17 protein-coding genes are annotated in these 20,216 nt (G+C 58.6%); 3 read left to right on the top strand and 14 right to left on the bottom strand.

The genetic code is table 11. From position 1 onward, the window contains the following. Positions 1–13: 13 nt before the first annotated feature. A complete protein-coding gene (gene mnmH / locus ACR0DS_RS03655; RefSeq protein WP_480558294.1) occupies positions 14–1,066 on the top strand; it encodes a tRNA 2-selenouridine(34) synthase MnmH in 1,053 nt (350 codons plus the stop codon). Here the strand turns inward: mnmH and selD are convergent. The 7 genes from selD to ACR0DS_RS03690 are packed head-to-tail and all read right to left on the bottom strand — an operon-like array spanning position 1,057 to position 9,149. Further along, positions 1,057–3,216: a selenide, water dikinase SelD gene (gene selD / locus ACR0DS_RS03660; RefSeq protein ID WP_480558292.1), complete on the bottom strand. Its 2,160-nt coding sequence runs from the start codon at positions 3,214–3,216 to the stop codon at positions 1,057–1,059. The two genes, mnmH and selD, sit on opposite strands and share 10 nt — an antisense overlap. 5 nt (positions 3,217–3,221) lie before the next feature. Next, positions 3,222–3,608, bottom strand: a complete 387-nt coding sequence (locus tag ACR0DS_RS03665) for a Na+/H+ antiporter subunit G (RefSeq protein WP_209597047.1) — start codon at positions 3,606–3,608, stop codon at positions 3,222–3,224. A 7-nt stretch (positions 3,609–3,615) separates the two neighbouring features. Beyond that, positions 3,616–3,885 carry a K+/H+ antiporter subunit F gene (locus ACR0DS_RS03670; RefSeq protein ID WP_209503286.1) on the bottom strand — a complete coding sequence of 90 codons (270 nt, stop codon included), beginning with the start codon at positions 3,883–3,885 and terminating at the stop codon, positions 3,616–3,618. Continuing rightward, entirely contained in the window at positions 3,882–4,379 is a 498-nt protein-coding gene (locus ACR0DS_RS03675) for a Na+/H+ antiporter subunit E (protein ID WP_267365959.1), read from the bottom strand. Before ACR0DS_RS03675 ends, ACR0DS_RS03670 begins: the two co-directional genes overlap by 4 nt. Beyond that, a complete protein-coding gene (locus ACR0DS_RS03680) occupies positions 4,379–5,923 on the bottom strand; it encodes a monovalent cation/H+ antiporter subunit D (RefSeq protein ID WP_480485183.1) in 1,545 nt (514 codons plus the stop codon). The genes ACR0DS_RS03675 and ACR0DS_RS03680 overlap by 1 nt, the downstream gene beginning before the upstream one ends. Further along, positions 5,920–6,279, bottom strand: a complete 360-nt coding sequence (locus ACR0DS_RS03685) for a Na+/H+ antiporter subunit C (protein WP_209503290.1) — start codon at positions 6,277–6,279, stop codon at positions 5,920–5,922. The genes ACR0DS_RS03680 and ACR0DS_RS03685 overlap by 4 nt, the downstream gene beginning before the upstream one ends. Beyond that, positions 6,279–9,149, bottom strand: a complete 2,871-nt coding sequence (locus tag ACR0DS_RS03690; RefSeq protein ID WP_480558290.1) for a monovalent cation/H+ antiporter subunit A — start codon at positions 9,147–9,149, stop codon at positions 6,279–6,281. Before ACR0DS_RS03690 ends, ACR0DS_RS03685 begins: the two co-directional genes overlap by 1 nt. 233 nt (positions 9,150–9,382) lie before the next feature. Here ACR0DS_RS03690 and ACR0DS_RS03695 point away from each other — a divergent pair, with 233 nt between their 5' ends. After that, entirely contained in the window at positions 9,383–9,844 is a 462-nt protein-coding gene (locus tag ACR0DS_RS03695) for a rhodanese-like domain-containing protein (protein ID WP_480476795.1), read from the top strand. Further along, positions 9,841–10,665, top strand: a complete 825-nt coding sequence (locus ACR0DS_RS03700; RefSeq protein WP_480558288.1) for a CE1 family esterase — start codon at positions 9,841–9,843, stop codon at positions 10,663–10,665. Before ACR0DS_RS03695 ends, ACR0DS_RS03700 begins: the two co-directional genes overlap by 4 nt. Here the strand turns inward: ACR0DS_RS03700 and mdoH are convergent, their stop codons facing one another. From mdoH to ACR0DS_RS03735, 7 genes are all read right to left on the bottom strand, one after another. Then, complete coding sequence (mdoH, locus tag ACR0DS_RS03705) at positions 10,666–12,537, bottom strand: glucans biosynthesis glucosyltransferase MdoH (protein WP_480558344.1); 1,872 nt, start codon at positions 12,535–12,537, stop codon at positions 10,666–10,668. After that, positions 12,534–14,033, bottom strand: a complete 1,500-nt coding sequence (locus tag ACR0DS_RS03710; RefSeq protein ID WP_480484240.1) for an OpgD/OpgG family glucan biosynthesis protein — start codon at positions 14,031–14,033, stop codon at positions 12,534–12,536. Before ACR0DS_RS03710 ends, mdoH begins: the two co-directional genes overlap by 4 nt. Then, positions 14,030–15,247, bottom strand: a complete 1,218-nt coding sequence (locus tag ACR0DS_RS03715; RefSeq protein WP_480558286.1) for an OpgC family protein — start codon at positions 15,245–15,247, stop codon at positions 14,030–14,032. The genes ACR0DS_RS03710 and ACR0DS_RS03715 overlap by 4 nt, the downstream gene beginning before the upstream one ends. Before the next feature lie 28 nt (positions 15,248–15,275). After that, a complete protein-coding gene (locus tag ACR0DS_RS03720) occupies positions 15,276–16,646 on the bottom strand; it encodes a tetratricopeptide repeat protein (RefSeq protein ID WP_480484238.1) in 1,371 nt (456 codons plus the stop codon). A gap of 179 nt (positions 16,647–16,825) precedes the next feature. Beyond that, on the bottom strand, positions 16,826–18,010 hold the full coding sequence (locus tag ACR0DS_RS03725; RefSeq protein ID WP_480558285.1) for a CaiB/BaiF CoA transferase family protein: 1,185 nt from the start codon (positions 18,008–18,010) through the stop codon (positions 16,826–16,828). Continuing rightward, the gene (locus tag ACR0DS_RS03730; protein WP_480558283.1) at positions 17,997–19,616 is read right to left on the bottom strand and encodes a thiamine pyrophosphate-binding protein; all 1,620 of its coding nucleotides are present in this window, start codon (positions 19,614–19,616) and stop codon (positions 17,997–17,999) included. The genes ACR0DS_RS03725 and ACR0DS_RS03730 overlap by 14 nt, the downstream gene beginning before the upstream one ends. Before the next feature lie 79 nt (positions 19,617–19,695). Then, positions 19,696–20,154 carry a DUF302 domain-containing protein gene (locus tag ACR0DS_RS03735; RefSeq protein WP_480558281.1) on the bottom strand — a complete coding sequence of 153 codons (459 nt, stop codon included), beginning with the start codon at positions 20,152–20,154 and terminating at the stop codon, positions 19,696–19,698. Positions 20,155–20,216 lie beyond the last annotated feature (62 nt).

The following is a 20,216-nucleotide window of genomic DNA, read 5'->3' on the forward strand; positions in this document are numbered from 1 at the left end:
CTAGACCTTCGGCATGGCTCTGAAATTTCCTGACCTGACCCAACTTTACGCGCACAGGTATGATACCGTGATCGACGTTCGCAGCCCTGCCGAGTTTGCCGAAGATCATCTGCCGGGTGCAATAAACCTGCCTGTGCTGAACAACGAGGAACGCGCCCGGGTCGGAACCATTTATGTACAGGACAGCCCCTTTCTGGCGCGCAAGCTGGGTGCTGCTATGGTATTCCGCAATGCAGCCAATCACATCGAACACCACCTCAGCCATCATGACGGAGCGTGGCGCCCCTTGGTCTATTGCTGGCGCGGTGGACAGCGTTCCGGATCATTCACATGGATGTTGCAGCAAATTGGCTGGCGCGCCGAAGTGGTAGACGGCGGCTATCGTACCTACCGTCGATTGGTGAACGCTTATTTGTACGATGATCCCTTGCCACATCGGCTGATCGCACTGGATGGCTACACGGGCACCGCAAAGACCGATCTTTTGGCTCTGTTGCACGCACGAGGCGTACAGATTCTGGACCTTGAAGCGCTGGCCAACCATCGCGGGTCCTTGCTGGGCGAAAGGCCAGGGGGGCAGCCCAGTCAGAAGGGGTTTGAATCTGCCCTGTCCGCTGCGCTGTGTTCAATGGATCCGGCGCGTTCAGTCGTGGTCGAAGCGGAATCATCCAAAATTGGCAGCTTGATCCTGCCGCCCAGCCTTTGGAACGCGTTGTGCAAGGCTCCGCGTGTGAACATTACGGCTTCAATTGAAGCCCGTTCTGCCTACTTGGTTCGGGCTTATGACGACATTCTGTCTGACAGTGACCGATTGCGGGACCGGTTATCACCGCTGCGGTTCCATCGCGGGCATGAGGTCGTGGACGGATGGCTGCGATTGATTGATGCGGGTCAAAAACAGGCGCTGACACGGGCCTTGATGGAACAGCATTATGATCCCGCATACACCAAATCCCGGCAATCCCGCCCGGTGCAGGTATTGGCCAGTTTTGATGTGGAAACTTTGGACAACACGGGGCTGAGCAACGCGGCCGCGCAAATTGAAAGCCTTCTGGATCAGCTTTGAAGGCGCAAACCCGGTGTGTCGGTCAGCTGGCCAATGATCATTGCCGTATATCCCGCGTCCAGAAGATCTTGCAGAAGGGTTTCGGCGTCCTTCGCATTCACGGCGGCCAGCAAACCCCCGGCTGTTTGCGGGTCAAAAAGCAGCGCCGCCTTGCCCCCGGACGGAAGATCGGGCGCAATCGCGTTGTTGTCGGCAAAAATCGTTGACCGGACCCCCTGATCCGTCAGCGCAAGCGCGCCGTCCATCACCTTTACCGCGTCCAGTTCAAGCGTAGCGCCGCAATGCGATGCGTCGCAGATGCCTTGCAGATGCCCGGCCAGACCAAACCCGGTCACGTCGGTCATCGCATGGGCGTTGGCCAAAATGCGGGCTGCATCGCCCTGGGGCTGTGTCATATGTTTGTAGGCTGCCGCGACCCAGGCCCCTTCGGCAAGACCAGCCATTTCCGCCGCCATCAGAACACCGCTTCCCAAGGGCTTGGTCAGGATCAGGCGATCCCCCGGCTGACCACCCGCCAATGTAATCGGGGTAGACTTGCACAGGCCAGTCAGCGTGAAACCGACAGTCATCTCATCGCCCATTGAGCTGTGCCCGCCCACGATTTCCGCGCCCGCAGCCCGCATGACGTCACTCGCGACCGACATGATTTCGGACATTGTGCGGCTTTGCAGGGCGGCAGACATGCGCGGCAGGATGATTGTTGCCGTGGCCGCCTGAGGTGCGGCCCCCATGGCCCAGATATCCCCCAGAGCGTGAACGGCAGCGATCCGCGTCATAAGTGCGGGATCGTTGGTGAAAGCCCGCAGGTGGTCGGACGTCATGACTTGCTGCGCCCCGCCTGTTTGCAAAAGCGCGGCATCGTCGCCGGGTAGGGCGGTGATGTCGGTACGAGTAAGGGCGGGGAGGGATTTCAGGGCGAGTTGCAATGCGTCGCGCCCGACCTTTGCTCCACATCCGCCGCACATGGGCTTTTCACCCAAAACCTCATCAAGCCCGGCTGCCCGGTCGCGTGGCAGGGCGGGCGGTGTCATTTGCGGCAGGTCGCGAAACTTGTTCATAAAGGTCTGGTCGATATGGTTCTTCCATGTCCACATCAACGGGCCGCTGAACGATGTTCCCAAACGCTCGGCCAGTGCTGACTTGCCACCCAGTGAGATCAGTTTGAGATAATCTTTTTGCGGTGTGTATTTTCGCATCTGTCCCGCGCCGAGCGCTGCGCGAAGATTATCGTACAAAACCGGCGCTTCGCGCACCGCATAGACACCAGCCTTCGGTCTGGGGTTGTCCGTAAGATGGGCGCAATCCCCGGCGGCAAACACAGCCGGATCACTGGATTGCAGGTAGCCGTTCACTCGGATGTGTCCGTCCTGAAGGTCAAGCCCTGTGTTTGCGATCCAGTCATAGGCGCGGGCTCCGGCGGCACCGGTCACGAAACCAGCCGGAATTGTGCGCCCGTCCTGTAGTTCCACGTGATCCTGCCCGATCCGGGTGATCACCGCGTTTTCAATCACCTCCACACCAAGGTCATGCATTGCAATCCGGATTGTTGCCGCCGCCTTGGGTTTGGTTGCAGTCAGGGCCGAGGCCCTATCGATCAGGGTAATCTGTGCCGCCCGCCCCCTGGCCTTCAACGCATGTGCCATCGCCATGACCAGTTCGACGCCCGCGACGCCGCCACCGATCACAGCGACCGAGGCCGGGCCTTGACCCTTTAGATACTCGGCCCATTTCGCAGCAAAAGGTCCCAGCGGCTTGGCTGGCACTGCATGTTCCGCAAAGCCTGGCAAGGCGGGCATGTCCGACGTGATCCCTACATTGACCGAAGCCACGTCGAAGCCTACCGGAGGATGCCCGAGGACATGCACTTCGTGTGTTTCGGTATCGATGCCATTGACCGTGCCCAAGATCACCCGCGCACCTGCGAAACGGGCCAGTCTGACAAGATCGATATCCAGCTCCCACCGGTCGTAATGTCCGGCGACATATCCGGGCAACATCCCGGAATAGGGAGCGGTGGGGCTGGGGTTGATCACGGTTACCCGCGCGCCGGGCAAAGGGCTCATTCCCCATTTGCGCAGCAGCAGAGCATGGGTGTGGCCGCCGCCAATTAAAACCAGATCACGGGTCAGGGGCAGCGGAGATGTGTGCATTTGTGTTAATTCGCGCTGTGGTCCGGAACATCCTCGACCTGCTCGACAGCGTGGGTGGCCCAAAGCTCATCCTCGCCAGCATCGGGCAGGTCGCTGGGCAGTTCATGACGGTGAATATGCCATTTTGCAATGAACAGGGCCGTGATCGGAGCCGTCAGGAATAAAAACAGCGTGATCAGAAGCTCGTGCAGCGACAGTTTGCCTTCCAGCAGAACGGAATGGGTGATCGAAGCCAGCAACACCCCACCCACGCCTAAAGTTGTCGCCTTGGTCGGTGCGTGAAGGCGGGACATAGGGTCATTCAGCTTGATCATGCCGAAGGACCCGACAAACCCGAAAACACCCGAGATTATAAGGAAAACGGCGATCAGCAGCTCTGCAATGAATGTCATATCACCCTCATTCGATGATGTTGCCGCGCAGCATGAAGCGCGCATATGCCACGGTCGAGACGAAACCCAGCATCGCGATGATCATGGCCGCTTCAAAGAAAATCTCGGTCCCTTTCGACAGGCCATAAAGGATCATCAGGGCAATCGTATTGATGACCATTGTATCCAGAGCCAGAACCCGGGTCCCAACGCCATCCGCGGTGATGATCCGCCACAGACACATCATGATCGCCGCGCCGAAACAGGCAAATGCAAAGTAGATTGCGTATTCGATCATTCGAAAATCTCCTTCAGGCGACGTTCATAGCGCTGCTTGATTTCGTCGCGCACCTGATCTGGGTTCGGCGCGTCCAGGCAATGAACCAGCAGATTGTGCCCCTGTGCTGACAGGTCGCAACTGACGGTGCCGGGCGTCATCGTGATGGTCCCGGCCAGCACGGTTATGGCTTCGGGTGTCCGAAGCTCCAGCGGAATGCTAACCCAGTTGGGCCGCCGGTCTTCATTGCGTTTGAACAGAACGATCCGGGCCACCGTAATATTTGCAACGACAATATCCCATAGCACGACGATCATGTATTCGGCGACCATGGGCCAGTTGCGCAGCTTGGGCCGGTCGGGCCAGTAAGGTTGTGTGACAAAGGGAATGATGATCCCGAGGATCAGGCCAAAGACCAGAGAATTCAGTGACGGCTTGTTCGCCAGCAGGATCCAGACGATCGTTAATAGAATGGTCAGGTGTGGGTGCGGAAATATCCGGTGCAGTAGTTTCATCACTCGGCCCCTCCCAATACAGCAGAGATGTAGTTTGCAGGCGTAAACAGCTGGTCTGCGGTTTGGCTTGTATATTCCAGCGCTGGGCCCGCGAACAATGTCAGCAGGATCAGGCCGGCTACGGCGCCAAACACGGCAGTAAAGGCCAGACCGGGTTTTGGTTCAGGTGCGACCGGTGCGGGGGCAGCTTCATTTTCCGCTGGTTCAGCTATCGGAACAGCCTGAGTGTCGTAGCTTTTCCAGAAAATCAAAGTTCCGGCTCGGGCCAAGCCAATTATTGTGACGAATGAGCTGATCAGAATCACGGCCCAGACCGCCGTGGCATCCGAAGCATCGCGCGAGGCGTCCAGCACAAGCAGCTTGCCTATAAAGCCGGACAAGGGCGGCATTCCCGCCATCGCAATCGCCCCCACGAAGAACAGTGCAGACACCAGCCCGCTTTGCGGCATGGGTGGCGTTGGTGCGATGGCCCCGCCGCGCCGCGCCATCACCAGATCGGCAACCAGGAACAGCAGGGCTGTCGCCAGCGTCGAATGGAACACATAGTACAGCGCCGCGGCTGTCGCATCAGGCGTAAATTGCGAGATCGCGATCAACAGGGTGCCCATGGATGCAATCGCGCAGAACGCCACCATGCGGGCGATATGTTTTGACCCCAGAATGCCGATAGCCCCGACAGCCAAAGTGACAAGTGCAGCAGGTTGCAACCACTCACCCACCAGACCTTCTGTCGCTGCGACATCGGGGCCAAAGGCCAATGTGAACATCCGCAGAATCGAGTAAGCCCCGACCTTGGTCATGATTGCAAACAGGGCCGCGACGGGCATTGGCGCATTGGCATAGCTGGCAGGTAGCCAGAAATGCAGGGGCAGAACGGCGGCCTTGATGCAAAAGACCAGCAACAAAAGGACTGCGCCAACCCGCAACAATGCCGTATCCTCGGTCGGGATTTCGGCAACCCTTATGGCGATATCCGCCATGTTCAGTGTCCCGGTCACGCCATAGATCGTGCCCAACGCAAACAGGAACAAAGTCGATCCCAACAGGTTGTAAGCCACATATTGCACACCCGCCTTCAATCGCACCGCACCGCCACCATGGGTCATCAGGCCATAAGAGGCGATCAGCAGAACTTCGAAAAACACGAAAAGGTTAAAGGCATCTCCGGTCAGGAATGCGCCGCAGACACCCATAAGCTGAAAATGGAACAGGGCGTGGAAGTGTTTGCCCCGATCATCCCAGCCTGTTGCAATGGCATAAAGCACAATCGGCAAGGCAAGCAGAGCTGTCAGCAAAACCATCATAGCTGACATTCGATCCAGCACCATGACAATGCCAAACGGGGCGGGCCAGTTTCCAAGCTCGTAAACCTGAATATCTCCGCCCGAAGCCTGCGCTGTGATTGTCAGCGCAATCCCAAGCAAGGCCACAACACCGGCGACCGAAAAGATGCGCTGCAGATCCAGATGGTATCGCAGGACCATGATGCTAAACGGAGCCAGGATCGCGGGCAGGACGATCGGCGCAACGATCCAGTGGTTCATGCGTCTTCTCCTGCTGCGTCCACGCTGTCCTGCGCTGTCATGTCGATATGGTCATCCTTGGAGGACAGGTACGCGCTGAGCGAGATCATCACGATCACCGCGGTCATTCCAAAGGAAATCACAATTGCGGTCAGCACCAGCGCCTGTGGCAGAGGATCGGTGTAAGCGACGTCCTTGTATTTGTTCAGAACCGGGGGGGCGTTCAGCGCAAGACGCCCGGTCGCGAACAGGAACACGTTGACCGCGTAAGTGATCAGCGACAGGCCCAGAATGACCGGAAACGTCCGGCGGCGCAGGATCAGGAATATTCCGGCAGCGGTCAATATACCGACGGCAGAGGCTACGAGCGCTTCCATCAGGCCTGCTCCTTCTCTTGTTCTTGTTCCGGTGGAGAGTCCCGCAGGGGATTGATATCCATCGGGAATTCCTGTGCCATTCCGGGCTGCCACGCAAAGCGGGACAGGCTGTCGAGTGCCAGCATGACCGCACCCAGAACCGCAAGGAACACGCCCGTGTCAAACAGCATGGCGGTGGCCCATTCGAATTCCTCAAGCGGGGGCCAGTGGAGATAGCCAAAATCACTGGTCAGGAAGGGGCGTTCATTGAACCAGGCCCCCAGCCCCGTGGCAGCGGCGATCAGCACGCCCCAGCCAATGGTGCCGTGGTAATAAAACCGCTGCCGCTCAATCGCCCAAGTATAGCCGCTGGCCATGTATTGCATCAGATAGGCGATGGCGACGATCAGCCCAGCGATAAATCCGCCGCCGGGCTGGTTGTGCCCACGGAAGAAAATATAGGCTCCGACCATCAGCGCAATCGGCATCATCACGCGGGTCGCCACAACCATCATCAGCGGGTGTGAATCACCAGACTGCGGCCAGTGCGGTTTGCGATTCAGCAGGTAACTGCGGACATTGGTGCTTAGCACGGATTCCGTCAGCGCAAAGATAATCAGCGCGGCAATGCCCAGCACGATGATCTCTCCAAACGTATCAAAACCCCGGAAGTCGACCAGGATCACGTTGACCACATTGGTGCCGCCACCGCCCTTATAGGAATTGGCCAGATGGAACTCTGAAATCGTTGGAAATGCAAAATCGCGCATCATCATCGCGTAGACCAGCGCGCCGGTGCCAAGACCGGCAACGACGGAAATCGCGGCATCCCGCCATCGCCGCGCTGCGCTGCTGTCCCATGGCGTCTCGGTCGGCAGGAAGTTCAGCGACAGCAGCAACAAGATCATCGTTACCACCTCGACCGAGATTTGCGTCAGGGCAAGGTCCGGAGCGGAAAGATAGTTGAACGCGATGGAAACGATCAGGCCCACGACGCCGATCAACACCAGCGACAACAGGCGGTTCCGGTGGAACCACATGATACCAAGCGTTGCGCCCACCAGACAAATCCAGCCGATCATCGGAATGATCTGCGCTGGCAGCGGAACGCGGGTTTCCAAGCCGATGGTTCCTGTCGAATAGGCGTAATAACCAAGGCCCACGGTGAAAGCGACGAAGATGATCGCATAGCGGCTGAGAACACCGTTATGCATTTCATCGGTGATCCAGCGGCTTAATCTGGTCAGCGCGTCGATGATAGCCTCAAAGACTACCTTGGCCTCGGGCCGGGGCAGGGCATTCCAGACCTGCTCGCCGCGTTTGTGCAGCGCCAGCAGGAAAAGGCCGCCCAATGTCGCAACAACCGACATGTAAAGTGCGGGCGTGAAGCCATGCCACAGTTTGAGCGAGTAATACGGCAGCTTCTCGCCGCCTATCACCGCGCTGGAAACCACGGCGATCAGGGGGCCAACGATCGCGGCGGAATTCAGACCGATCAGGACGACCAGTACAACCAGCAGTGCGGGCGCCAGCCACAGCCCGACAGGCGGGTCATGCGGATGGCTGGGATAGTCTTCTCGCTTGGGTCCAAGGAAAACATGGCTGACGAAGCGGAAAGAATAAGCGGCCGAGAACAGCGCTGCCAAAAGTGCCAGCCCCGGAACCAGATAATGTGAATGCAACCAAGTGGTGTGAACGGTCTCTTCCAGCATCATCTCTTTCGACAAAAAGCCGTTCAGCGGCGGCAGGCCCGCCATGGACAGGGCCGCGATGGTGCCGATGGTGAAGGTGATCGGCATCAGGTGACGCAGACCCCCCAGCCGTTTCAGGTTCCGCGTGCCGGTTTCGTGATCCACGATCCCGGCGGTCATGAACAGGGCGGCCTTGAAGGTCGCATGGTTGATTATGTGGAAAATGGCGGCCACGGCGGCAATTTTAGTGCCAAAGCCCAATAGCATGGTGATCAGGCCCAGATGGGATACAGTCGAAAAGGCCAGCAACGCCTTTAGATCATCCTTGAACAGCGCGATGACCGCACCCAGCAGCATGGTGATCAGACCAGTCGTGGCCACGATGTAGAACCACGCATCTGTTCCTGCCAGAACAGGCCACATCCGCGCCATCAGGAACAGACCGGCTTTCACCATGGTGGCCGAGTGCAGATAGGCAGACACCGGCGTCGGCGCGGCCATTGCGTGGGGCAGCCAGAAGTGAAACGGGAACTGTGCCGACTTGGTGAAGGCGCCCAGCAGGATCAGGATCAACGCTGGCAGGTAGTAGGGGGACGCCTGGATCAGCTCCTTGTTCTGCAAAATGACACTCAGGTCATAGGATCCAACGATATTGCCGAGGATCAGCATCCCGGCGATCATCGCCAACCCGCCCGAGCCGGTGACGGCCAAAGCCATGCGCGCGCCCTGACGGCCATCGGGCAGGTGTTTCCAATAGCCGATCAGCAGGAATGAGCTGAGCGATGTAAGTTCCCAGAAAACAATCAAAAGTAGGATATTGTCGGACAGGACAATACCAACCATCGCCCCCTGAAATAGCAGCAGGTAGGTATAGAACTGCCCCATCGGGTCTTCGCGCGACAGGTAAAACCGTGCGTAGAGAATGATGAGCAATCCAATGCCGAGGATCAGCAAGGCGAAAAGAAATCCCAGCCCGTCCAGCATGAAATTCGCGTTCAGGCCCAACCTCGGTATCCAGTCAAACCGGGCAGTCACGACGTCTCCGCGCATGACCGAAGGGATGTGGATCAGCAGCCCCATCAGGGCCAGAAATGTGGTCAACCCGGCTGCGGATGCGGCAGCGTTTCGGCCCGCGCGGATCAGCAGTGCGGGAAATACAGCACCAAGGAAGGGAAGGGCCGCGATAAGGAATAGGGACAAGTGCGATACTCCGGTCTGGGCGGTCAGGGTGAGGTCAATTTTGTAAGGATATTTTGCCGACTGTCCAGAGATGGCAACTTTTTAACGAGCTGAAATGGATCACCAAGGTATTGGCGGCGCAGCGCATTAATGACGCGATCTTGATCTGCGAGCTGTCTTTCACCGCGCAACCTGCTGTTTGGTTGTGATAGAAACAGCACCAGCGAACAGGAGGCTGAGGTGTGGCCGAAAAAATGAACCGATCCCGACGGTGGGTAGTGATTGGCGTCGGTGCCGCGATTGCTGCCGGGTTTGCGATCAGGCAATACAGGCTGATCCCCGAAGATCACAACGGCAGTCGCATCAGCGTGGCCGACGCCCATGAGCAGGCAGTGGACGGGCGCGTTCTGCTGGTTGATATCCGCACACCGCGCGAGTGGCGCGCCTCGGGAATTGGCGAGGGCGCGGTACCGCTGGACTTGCGCCGCGAGGATTTCGTTGACGTTCTGACACAAATGACCGGCGGTGATCAGGCTGCGCCCGTGGCGCTGATTTGCGCCCGAGGGGTGCGGTCCGCGCGCCTCAGCAATCGTTTGATTGAAGCCGGATTCACAAATATCATCGACGTACCCGAGGGTATGTTGGGCTCGGCGGCCGGGCCGGGATGGGTAAGAGCCGGTTTACCGGTCCGCAAATACAATGAGGATGCGGGATGATCAGGGAAATCGGCCTGGCAGCAGTATTTGCCTTCACCGCGCAGTTGGCCCTGGCGGGTTGCGCTGATCAGGGGGAAATTTGCGAAACCTCCTTGGGCGCGTACCATATCGAACTGCCCGATGCGGAAAACCCGCCATTGGTGGTGTTTCTGCACGGATATGGCGGCAGTGGATCGGGAACGATGCGAAATCGCGGGATGGTCGAACCTCTGTTGGCGCGCGGTTATGCAGTGATGGCACCTGAAGGTTCGGAAAGGCCCAACCGGGGTGGCAGAAAAAGCTGGAATTTTATCCCTGGATTTGGCGAACGGGATGAAACCACCTTTCTGTCCGAAGTGGTTCAGGACGCGGAAAACCGGTTCGGAATCAATGCGGATCGGGTCATGCTGGGCGGGTTTTCGGCTGGTGGCTTTATGGTCAACTATCTCGCCTGCAAGTCACCCGGGACATTTTCGGCATATGTTCCGGTGTCCGGAGGATTCTGGCGGCCACACCCAGAAACCTGCAAGGGTCCGATCCGGATGTTACATACCCATGGCTGGACGGACAACGTAGTTCCGCTTGAGGGGCGCGTACTGGGCGGGGGCCGGTTTCAGCAGGGCGATATCTATGCCGGGCTCGAAATCTGGCGCGCGGCAAATGGCTGCGTCGATCACAAACCGGCCGGCTTTAGCACAACGGGGAATTTCATGCGTCGCCGCTGGACCACCTGTGCCAAAGGCAGCGCGCTGGAGTTCGCCTTGTTCCCGGGCGGTCATACAGTTCCAGCCGGTTGGGCCGATATGGTCGTGGATTGGTACGAAGGGCTTCCCGGCAGTTGATCACTCTGCCGGCGCCATCTTGATCTTGCCTTCAACCAGTTGCTTCAGCTCGGCCCGGTAACGGCGGGCCGACCGGGTGATGGCAGGTTCGCGGAAATCCTCGCGCATCCCGACCATCCGGCGTGCGGCACCGGCCGAAACACCGCTGAGTGCCGATAGCGGGATGGCCAGGGCGAGACTGATGGCAATCGGAGCCAACCAGATCGAGACCAGCCCGGACAGGATACCAACACTCAAGGCGATGCCACTGACTGTTTCCAATGCATGACACAGAAGCAGTGTGCGTAATCCGTAACTGCCACCGTCGCGTGCTTGCGGCGACCAGCCCCGCTGAATGCCAAGCGCCGTCCGGAAAACGGCGATCATCTGTTGCACCATCAGGATCGGCGAATACAGGATCGACAGAATGACCTCGGCCAGAAACGAGGTCAGGAACTTGAGGCCGCCTCCGAATTCGGAATAGCGTACACCGCTTAGCGGCAAAGCCAGAACTCCCAGCACCTTGGGTGCCAGCAGCATTGCATACATCACAAGAATGATCAGAACGTGCCGGGTTTCCGACATTTCCGGCCATTGCGGGAACAGCGGATTATCGGGGCTGAAGTAATGCAGGACAGAAGCGTCTTTGCCCTGACCGATCAGTGCCCACATCAAAAGCAGCGCAAACCACAAAGGTGACATCAAATAGCCAACGGCACCGTGGAACATGTGAAAACGCGAGACGGCCCGGAATCCAGTCGAGCCCAACAGTTTCAGGTGTTGCAGATTGCCCTGGCACCAACGCCGATCCCGCAACGCATGATCGATCAGTGTGGGGGGCGTTTCCTCGTAAGATCCCCGAATGCGCGGCAGGAACCGCACCGCCCATCCGGCACGGCGCAGCAATCCAGCCTCGACGAAATCGTGGCTCATGATCAGCTTGTCCTGACCGTTGAACGCACGCAGCTTGGGCAGTCCGGCACTGGTGGCGAAAGCCTTGGTGCGGATTATGGCGTTGTGGCCCCAATAATTACCCTCTTGTCCGCACCAGCGCGCCAACCCTTCGGCAAAGGCGATGCCATAGACCCCATTGGCGAATTGTTGCATACGGGCAAAAACCGATTGCGCGCCGATCAGTTGCGGATAGCTCTGGATCAGCCCGGCACCGGGATCACGCGCCAGCGCATCGGTCAGCCGATGTATGGCGCGACCGGTCATAAGGCTGTCCGCATCCAGAACCAGCATCGCGTCCCAGTCTGCGCCCCAGCGACTGACCCAGTCGGCGATGTTACCCACCTTGCGGTCGGTGTTCTGCTCGCGGCGGCGGTAATACAACTCCAGCCCCGGGGCGAGCGTGGTGCGCAGGGCTTCGACGCTGGCTTGTTCCTGTGCCGCGATTTCAGGGTCGCGTGTGTCGGACAGGATGAACATGGCATAGTGATGCTGCCCACCGCGTGCCTGCAAATCTTCAAGCATGGTGCGGGCGTTGCCCAGCACGTTCCATGGCACTTCGTTGTATACCGGTGTCAAAAGGGCAACGCGCAGGGGCTGTGCTGTGCGTTTGCGCTGCGGACGATCCTGTCTCGACAGCGAAACCATACCCAGCAGAACGGTGCAGACCGTGAACGAAATCCAGAAGAAGTTGAACGAGATAAGCGCCAACAGGATGCCCTCGATCAGATTGATCCCCTGGGCGCTGAACCAGTCGCTCATGATCCAAAGCAGGCCCAATGTCGCTACCATCGCCGGTGAAAACGCAAGCGCGCGCCAAAATCCAGTCGCGCCCGTGTCTGTGCCCGACGGGGCATCAGCATCGTGGAACCCAACGCTGAAATTCTGCGTGGGCATCGCCAGAGGTGCCTCGGGCGGCATGATATGCAGACCGCGGTTCATATGGTCCATCGGTAAAGCCACACCTCAGAGGCAGGCTGTTTGTCTTTCAGCAGTTGCGCGCGCAACTCGACATGATCGCGCCCATCTGGCTGGAATGAAAACGCAAGACGCAACCCACCCGTATCCGGGTTGCGTTGCAGAACACCGTCCGAGGTTACAGCATGAGGGGAATCCACGAAGACACTGATCGCCTCGATATCATCGAACAAATCGCTGCCTTCGAAATCGATGACGGCCAAACGCCCCTCACCGAAGGTGTTTTCGCCCATGGCGGTGTTGGTCACCCGTGGCATCGGAGTGCGCTGAGGCTCCTCACCCCAGATCAGACGATAGGACAGGTCAACCCGACTGCCTGCCGCATAGGGCTCTGCCGGACGCCAATAGGCGACGATGTTGTCATAGATTTCCTGATCGGCCGGTATCTCGACCAGTGTAACGGTGCCTTTGCCCCAGTCATCCCGAGGCTCGACCCACAGGCCCGGGCGCTTGTGATAATTCGCCTCAAGGTCGGCATAGTCCGAAAACTCGCGCTTGCGCTGCATCAGCCCGAAGCCGCGCGGGTTCTCGTCAACGAAAGACGATATTTGCAGGCGGGCCGGGTTTGCCAGTGGACGCCACAACACCTCGCCCGCGCCATTGCGGATCAACAGCCCGTCGCTGTCATGGACGGCCGGACGGAAATCGTCGAACCGGCTGTGGTTGGTCTGGTCGAACAGAAACATCGAGGTGCCCGGCGCGATACCTACATGAGGCAGGTCTTCGCGGGGAAACAGCGTGGCCTTGACGTCGATAATGCAATCCGCCCCCGCCGTGACATTGAAGCGATAGGCCCCAGTCACGCTGGGACTGTCCATCAGCGCATGTACGACCATATTCCGTTGGCCGGGCTTGGGGCGCTCCAGCCAGAAACGGATGAACTCAGGAAATTCCTCGCCATCCGGGTCGCCTGTTTTCAGGGCGAGACCGCGTGCCGACAAACCGTAGACCTCGTCCAGACCAATAGCGCGGAAATAGCTGGCACCCTGCCAGACGCAGAACTCATCCGTCTTGCCGGGTCGGTGCATCTCGGTCCGCAGCCGCAGGCCTGAAAAGCCCAGAGTCTCGTCGATGGGCAATTGCGGCACATCTTCGGATTTGTCGAACATCCCCAGATCGAAATCGACTGGTGTTGTCATGCCATTTTCGACCGTTTCCACCTTGACGGTCCGGGGGAAATACAGGCCCGGTGTGAAGAAATCGACGTTGAATGGCGTTTCGGTTTCGTACCACAACGCCCGGTCCAGTCGAAAACGGATCGAGCGATATTGTTCGTAAGTCAGATCCTGCCATTCTTGTGGAACCATTTCGCGTTCCGCATAGGGGCGGCTGGCCAGTTCGCGGGCCAGTTCGATCACGTGGTCGCGGTCAAAGGGGACTGCGCCCCCGGTCGCATAGGCCGATGGGGCAAAGGCCAAGGCAGTCGTCGAGACTAGGAATGCGCGACGGGTGAAATTCATCTCTTCAATTTCCAGGGTTGAGACTTGAACCAAGCTGCCAGATAGGCCACGCCGATGATCATGGCAAAGCCAATTATGTTGGCGACAAAGACGGTGGCAACATCCCGCCCAGTCTGATCGAGGGCAACGCCGATAAGTCGTGCTGCTGCCATGGAAAATACAAACACCGCAAGGGATTGCTGACCGACTTTGGTGATGACCGTCAGCAGGAATTGCCAGACGCGCGCACCCATGCTGTGGCCCGTCGCAATCAGGCGGTGACCATGTTCGCCAGCCGCGACCCAGCCCAGATAGGCCAGTGACAGAAAATGGACATATCGCAGCGCGCCAAACTCGGTCTTGTCGCGCAATTCGTCGGTCAGTGGCCAGATCTTTCGGATCGCAGCGCCCAACTCAGGCGCAGCGCTGTTAACCCAGAGGAAGACCTTCCAAGACCCAAACGGAGCTGACAGGATCAGGAACAAGGCAGCCGCCCAGACCAGAGATTTCGATACTGGTGGAGCGGGAATCCATCCGCGCATCAAGGCAAATCCGGTGAAGAACAGCAATTGCCAGCCAAACGGGTTGAAAAACCATTGCCGATCCGACCACGGCTCGGCCGGAAGGGCCAGCGCGCCGGTCTGAGTGATGCACCAGATGGTCACAGATGCAGCCGCCATCAGCCAGAAACTGACACGGTACAGCGCGATGTAGAGCGGCATCAGCGCCAGTACCACCAGATACATCGGAAGGATGTCAAAGTAGTTCGGTACATAAGTCAGGGTAAAGATCCCCACCATCTGCGGGGCGGGATCATTGAAGAAATGCTGAAGGTTCAGGGACGAGACATAGGTTTTCCCGAACGCGCCGGTTAGGTCCAGCGCTGCCATTGTCATGGCGACAAAGAAGAACAGGGCAATATGGGCCCAATAAACCTGCCAGATGCGATAGGCCACTCGGGCCGTGCCCATCCACCAGCCCTTGTACAGGAACGCCCCGCCAAAGGCGATGGCCGAGGCCATGCCCGAACAGAACACGAAAATCTCGGTTGCGTCCGAATACCCAAAGCGCGCCGGGATCCAATTCGCCCAAGGATCATTGGGAATGTGGGCGATCAGGATGATGAACATCGCGATGCCGCGATAGAAATCCAGTCGCGGGTCACGCGTGCGGGCGGGGGCCGCAGCCGGGGCTGCGACGGGTGCAAAATCAGCAGCGGGCGATATGGTCGCCATACGGTCTCTGTCCTTCTTGGTCGTCTTGTTATTCGGCGGGGACGCTTTGCATGTCTCCGCCGTCGCGTGCCGCATCAATCAGGGCGCGGCGCGCGATGGCATAATTGTCTTCACCCCCGGCGCGCTTGGCGCGACGGTCATCCAGAATGCGTTCAACCGCATCAAGACGACCGGCCCGAAGCCCGGAATCGATGGTAATGCGTTCAAATACATCACGTTGCGCGTGACTGCCACCAGCCAGTTGCATTGAACCGCGCGCTGCCAACAGGTGATCAAATGCCGTGCCATAATGGCCGTCACCAAAGGCTTCAAGGCCCATGGCGGCCGCGACACCGGGATCAGCCATACGGCGGGTGGTGTCGTCATTGGCACGCGCTGCATCCTTGCTCATGCGGTTCAGCATTTTGGCTGTGGCGTCGACGCGATTGTCGCCTGTCAGTGCCAAAAGGTAATGCAGATCGGCGAAGATCAGGCAGCCGTCTTCGGTGCGCGCGGCACTCAGGTCAGCCAGTTCTTCCCAGCGATTTCCAACATTTACGCCTTCTAATTCAAGCCGCATCAGCAGCGAAGTGCCGTTCGAGATGTCGCGGTAATCGTCGGTTTTGTCCTTGCGGACGTGGTTGTCATACAGGTCCATCACCTGATCGACCTGACCCAGATCCAGATGCATCAGGGCCTTGTGCCACCAGACGTGATAGCGGAAGTTGTTGCAATGGGCCCAGGCAGCCTCGCGCCCGGCCAGCCAGTCAAGGCCCAACTGCGCGTTGCCGGTCATTTCATGGACATGGGCCACCGCGTGCAGACCCCAGGCATCGTCGGACACCATCCAAAGCGCCTGACGTCCCGCGATTTCGGCCTTTTCATAGGCTCCGGTTTCTTCCAGCGCGAAGGAATGGCAGCCCAGCAGATAGCCCCGACCGGGGTGATCGGGTTCGTAAGCAGGCATCACCCGTTCGATCGAGCGGCGCATTCCATTCGGATCCCCCAGAACGAAACGGGTCGCATGGCTGAGTTTCATCGCCAACGTATCCTGCGGATGGTCGCGCAGGACCGCTTCGAACTTTTGCACCGCCTGTGTCAGTTGGCCCGCCAGATACAGCCCCAATGCATCGACAAACAGCCGCTCGCGCGTCGAGACGGGCTGCCGTTTCATCGCAGCATTGGCTGCTGCCAAAGCCTCGACCGCAACCGCCATCATCTCTCGTCGACCGAGAAGGGCCATGAACAGGCCTTTAACGGCATGGCCCAAAGCAAAATCGGGCTCAAGCTCCAACACTTTGCCCAGATGTTGGGGCGTAACCGCGGCATGTGCCATGAACCCAAGCAGAACACCATTCCAGGCTTCGACAGCTTCCGGCTGCGCCAAGGTGTTCATCTGTCCAAAAACGTCTTGTTTCATACTTGGGTCCAATCTGATTGCGGTATTTGACACTGTTTGATGTAACAGAGTGTGCGAGAGCGGCGTATCAGTATCGACCCCGCTCTCGAATTGGTGAAATGTCGTGTGTGAAAAAGTCGAAAAAATCCGCCGATTCAAAGGCATGTTTCAGCAACTTGCCGCCTAGTTGTGCAAGTGTTTCAATCGTCGAACGGGTTTTCAGCGTTTAATACCCAGTCAGTGTCCGCCCCGCAGGTGGGTGGCGCGCTGCGATATGTTACAGGCGTACGTGACAGGTTCAGGGGATTCCCGATCAGGTTCACCACACCGGGCTGGGCCTGCATCGAAATCTGCATTTTTCGTGCTGCCACCTGTTCCGTATCAAAAACCTGATCCAGCGTCTGGACCGGTCCTACGGGCACTTTCACGGCTTCAAGACCGGAAATTACTGATCGTGTATCCAGACCTTGGACAGCGGGCCGAAGAATGGCGTTTAGCGCATCACGGTGTTCCAGTCGCGCCGGGTTGGTCACGAATCTGGGGTCGTCGGCAAGTTCGGATTGTCTCAGGAAACCGCACAGCTTTCTGAACTGGCCATCATTTCCAACCGCCAGAATGACATGCCCATCGGATGTCTCGTAGACGTCATAAGGCACGATGTTGGGGTGCCCGTTTCCACGGCGCTGCGGAACGTTGCCAGAAGTCAGGTAATTGACGCCCTCGTTGATCAGCCATGCGATCTGAGAATCAACAAGTGCCAGATCGACCTGCTGGCCTTCACCGGTCAGGTCGCGGTGGCGCAGCGCGGCCAAAATGCCAACGCTTGCATACATTCCGCACATCACATCAGCGATTCCGACCCCCACTTTCATTGGCGCGCCTTCCGGGTCGCCGGTCAGGGACATGATCCCTCCATAGCCTTGCGCCATCAGGTCATAGCCTGGCTTGCTGGCATTTGGTCCGGTTTGGCCGTAACCCGAGATCGAGCAGTAAACGAGGTTGGGGAAGTCCTGTGACAGGGTGGCATAATCCAGTCCATATTTAGCCAGACCGCCAGGTTTGAAATTTTCGATCAGAATATCCGCGTGCGCGGCCAGCCGCCGGATTTCCGCCTGACCTTTCTCAGTCGCGATATCCAGTGCCACGGATTTCTTGTTTCGGTTCGCTGACATGAAATAGGCGCTCAGGTCCGAGCGGTTGCCGTCGGCATTGGTCACATAGGGCGGACCCCATTGCCGCGTGTCGTCGCCCCCGGTGGCAGGGTTTTCGATCTTGATGACGCTTGCGCCCAGATCACCCAGCAACTGCGTGCAGGTCGGCCCGGCCAAAATACGGCTGAGGTCTAGAACCTTGACGCCCTTCAGCGGGCCCTCAGATGCGGCCATCGTATCCTCCACGGTCGATTTCAGCGGCGATGACGGTAAATGTCTCGGCCTTTACAGCAGCTTCAAGTGCTGCACGCAACTCTGCCCGGTTGCGGACAGTGTAGCCGTTCCCACCAAATGCACGGCCCATGGCAGCGAAGTCATGGTGGCCGAAATCCACGCCATTCTTGCCCATCTGCCGCTGCCGCTGTTTCAACTCGATAAGGGCAAGGCTGGCATCTACGAAGACAAGAAAGATCGAATTGCCACCCATTTCGGCCGCCGTCGACAATTCACCGGCGACCATCAGAAACCCGGCATCACCCGAAAAGCTGATCACCGGGCGGTCAGGCGCGGCCAGTTTTAGACCAATGGCCATTGGAACAGCGCAGCCCATGGTGCAGAGCGCCGAGGATTGGATCAGCCCACGTTCTTCGCTGCATTCCCACATCTGGCTCAGCAGAATGCGATGCGCGCCGCTGTCGGCGGTTGCCAGCGTTTCGGGGGGCAGAGTAGCGCGCGTTTCGGCGATGACCGCTGCGGGTCCCCATTCCTCATCGGTGGGAAAGGCCTGTGCCAGTGCGGTTTTGACCTGTGGGGGCTCACCACCCGGCCAGGTCGTGCGGGCAGGGTTTCCCTTGGCAATGGCCTCCAGCGTCTCGCCCGTGTCAGCCACCAGATTAAGACCCGCCTGATGCATGTAGTGGTCATTGATCACCGCTGATATGTCGATGACGCGCTTTTCTTCGGGGTCCCAGATTTCGCGCCAGCCGGGGCGCATTTCGATCGGGTCATACCCCAGACACAGCACCAGATCGGCGTGTTCGACCAATGGGACAAGGTGCTTGTCTGCCAATGGCGACAGGCCAGCGCCGCCCAGACACAAAGGGTGATCTTCGGGAACAACACCCTTGGCCTTGTAGGTGGTCACAAATGGAATTCCGAAATGTTCCAAAAACGCCTGCACCACACTGCGCGAGTCGTCATAGAGGACATCGAGACCGATAATGGCGATGGGGCGCTCGGCCTCAGCCACCCAGCGCCGGGCTTTTTCAAGGCATTCACCATTGGGACTGACAGGCGCGACCTTGGCCAGACGGCGGCGTTTCACACCAGTCACTGGCGTATCGGCGACCGAGATCGGAACATCGATATGGACCGGGCCCGGTCGCGGCTGTGTGGCCAGTGACACCGCCTTGTCTGCGATGATATCCGCGCCCTTGGCCGTCAGTGTGAACGTGCCCTTGGTGATGGAACGGTAAACCTGGCTGTGATCCATGACCTGATGAGTATAGGTCAGCGCTTCGTCCGCATCGACACAACCGGTCAGAACGATCATCGGAACACGGTCCTGCAACGCATTGGCCACCACGTTGATGCCGTTCATCGCGCCCGGACCCAAAGTGGCAACCAGAATCGCAGGCGCGCCGTCGCGGTGATGCACGGCCTCGGCCATGAATCCGGCCGAGTTTTCATGTTTTGTCAGATGAAAAGTGATGCCTGCCTTTTCAAGCGCATCCACCAGTGTCAGCACCTCACCCCCCGGCATTCCAAAGGCGTGGCGGCACCCAGCTTCGTACAGGCGTTGGGCCAGAAGATCGGCGGCGCGCGGCGTGGGGTCCTGCATCAGTCATGCTCCGAGATAACCGTTTCGAAGCAGATTGCGGAGGACGCCACCAGACGCAAGGCGGATCACGTCAGTGTGACTATTTGACTGCGTCTTCAGCGACGGATTGAAAAGTTTTATCCAGTTCCGCGGCAATGTCCTGCAAGACTTGCCCGCCTTCCGCCATGTAAGGGTCAAACACGAAACTGGGGGTCTTGTAAGACAGGGTTGCGGTTCCGTCCTCGTTCTCGGTGACATAGAAACGGATCGGTGCTTCGATCATCGCATTGGTAGAGGTTTCCAGCACCCTTACGGCGTAATCGTTGTTGAACGCGCCAATCACCATGTTACCCGGAATGGTGATCCCGCGCGCCGCAGCTGCCTTGGTGGGTCCAGCCTGCGTCACCACAATCAGCCCGTTGTCCTTGATCGCAACCTTGGTTGCATCGACCAGTTCCGAGTAGGTCTTGTCCGCAGGAAACACAGCCCATCCGGCCGGAACGTCCTGCGCCCAAACGGGTAAAGCGATCAGGCAAAGCAAGGGAATGAGGGCTTTCATTGTCACGTCTCCTGTATTGAGGTGCACCCTGTGTGCCAGACCTGACCGACCCGCGACATCAC

This window comes from Ruegeria sp. AF5, assembly GCF_056541905.1.

Bases quoted from the DNA above. Each gene is read 5' to 3' on its own strand.
- ACR0DS_RS03725 (WP_480558285.1), bottom strand. From the start codon at position 18,010: ATGGCCGCATCTGAGGGCCCGCTGAAGGGCGTCAAGGTTCTAGACCTC.
- ACR0DS_RS03680 (WP_480485183.1), bottom strand. From the start codon at position 5,923: ATGAACCACTGGATCGTTGCGCCGATCGTCCTGCCCGCGATCCTGGCT.
- ACR0DS_RS03665 (WP_209597047.1), bottom strand. From the start codon at position 3,608: ATGACATTCATTGCAGAGCTGCTGATCGCCGTTTTCCTTATAATCTCG.
- ACR0DS_RS03685 (WP_209503290.1), bottom strand. From the start codon at position 6,279: ATGGAAGCGCTCGTAGCCTCTGCCGTCGGTATATTGACCGCTGCCGGA.
- ACR0DS_RS03715 (WP_480558286.1), bottom strand. From the start codon at position 15,247: ATGGCGACCATATCGCCCGCTGCTGATTTTGCACCCGTCGCAGCCCCG.
- ACR0DS_RS03700 (WP_480558288.1), top strand. From the start codon at position 9,841: ATGATCAGGGAAATCGGCCTGGCAGCAGTATTTGCCTTCACCGCGCAG.
- selD (WP_480558292.1), bottom strand. From the start codon at position 3,216: ATGCACACATCTCCGCTGCCCCTGACCCGTGATCTGGTTTTAATTGGC.
- mdoH (WP_480558344.1), bottom strand. From the start codon at position 12,537: ATGAACCGCGGTCTGCATATCATGCCGCCCGAGGCACCTCTGGCGATG.
- ACR0DS_RS03730 (WP_480558283.1), bottom strand. From the start codon at position 19,616: ATGCAGGACCCCACGCCGCGCGCCGCCGATCTTCTGGCCCAACGCCTG.
- mnmH (WP_480558294.1), top strand. From the start codon at position 14: ATGGCTCTGAAATTTCCTGACCTGACCCAACTTTACGCGCACAGGTAT.
- ACR0DS_RS03695 (WP_480476795.1), top strand. From the start codon at position 9,383: ATGAACCGATCCCGACGGTGGGTAGTGATTGGCGTCGGTGCCGCGATT.
- ACR0DS_RS03670 (WP_209503286.1), bottom strand. From the start codon at position 3,885: ATGATCGAATACGCAATCTACTTTGCATTTGCCTGTTTCGGCGCGGCG.
- ACR0DS_RS03675 (WP_267365959.1), bottom strand. From the start codon at position 4,379: ATGAAACTACTGCACCGGATATTTCCGCACCCACACCTGACCATTCTA.
- ACR0DS_RS03720 (WP_480484238.1), bottom strand. From the start codon at position 16,646: ATGAAACAAGACGTTTTTGGACAGATGAACACCTTGGCGCAGCCGGAA.
- ACR0DS_RS03710 (WP_480484240.1), bottom strand. From the start codon at position 14,033: ATGAATTTCACCCGTCGCGCATTCCTAGTCTCGACGACTGCCTTGGCC.
- ACR0DS_RS03735 (WP_480558281.1), bottom strand. From the start codon at position 20,154: ATGAAAGCCCTCATTCCCTTGCTTTGCCTGATCGCTTTACCCGTTTGG.